Annotated in this window: 1 protein-coding gene; it reads right to left on the reverse strand. The window is 61.2% G+C overall.

What is annotated here, in order from left to right:
• Positions 1-435, reverse strand: a 435-nt coding sequence (locus K0H49_RS26325) for a DUF3304 domain-containing protein (protein WP_219219233.1), incomplete at its 3' end; no start/stop codon positions are given.
• Positions 436-590 lie beyond the last annotated feature (155 nt).

Raw genomic sequence — 590 nt, forward strand, 5'->3', positions numbered from 1 at the left:
CGGCACCCTTGCCTCGTGCTCTTCCGCTTTGCACTGGTCGTTCGGGTTCACGATTCGACCGTTCTCGAACTTGATATGCCCGATATCACACGTTCTCCACTTCACCGTTACCAGCACCGGCTTGACGGGATTCCGCGGCAACAACACACAACAACTCGACTTACCGCCGCCTCCCCAACCACTGCTGCTGCCTCCTCCATATCCATTGATCGAGAACTGCGGAATGCCGATCATCTTTCCGTAGTGGCCCACCGCCGACACAGGCACACCGATCAGGTCCGCACGCGGCGAGAAGTCGCTCTCGACACTTGCACAGGCCGTGGCCAGGACCGCCGCAGCGAACAACGCCAGCATTCGTAGCGCAACGCGTCCAGACAGTGCACGACTCGGCGTCGCAGCCTCGAGGCGTTCGAGCGCCGTCTTGAATTGGCTCATGGTGAACTCCCTTGCTCTAATTTGACTTCTCTACCTGACGCCTGTGACCGGCGGCATTGGCTTCTCATCCGGCAATGGTGCGTAGGCTGGACCGGGCTCTCGGGGATAAGGCGGACCGGGGTATGCGGAGCCCTCCGGATAGCCCGGCGCCATCC

It is taken from the genome of Variovorax boronicumulans (assembly GCF_019352895.1).
GTDB lineage: Bacteria > Pseudomonadota > Gammaproteobacteria > Burkholderiales > Burkholderiaceae_C > Variovorax > Variovorax boronicumulans_A.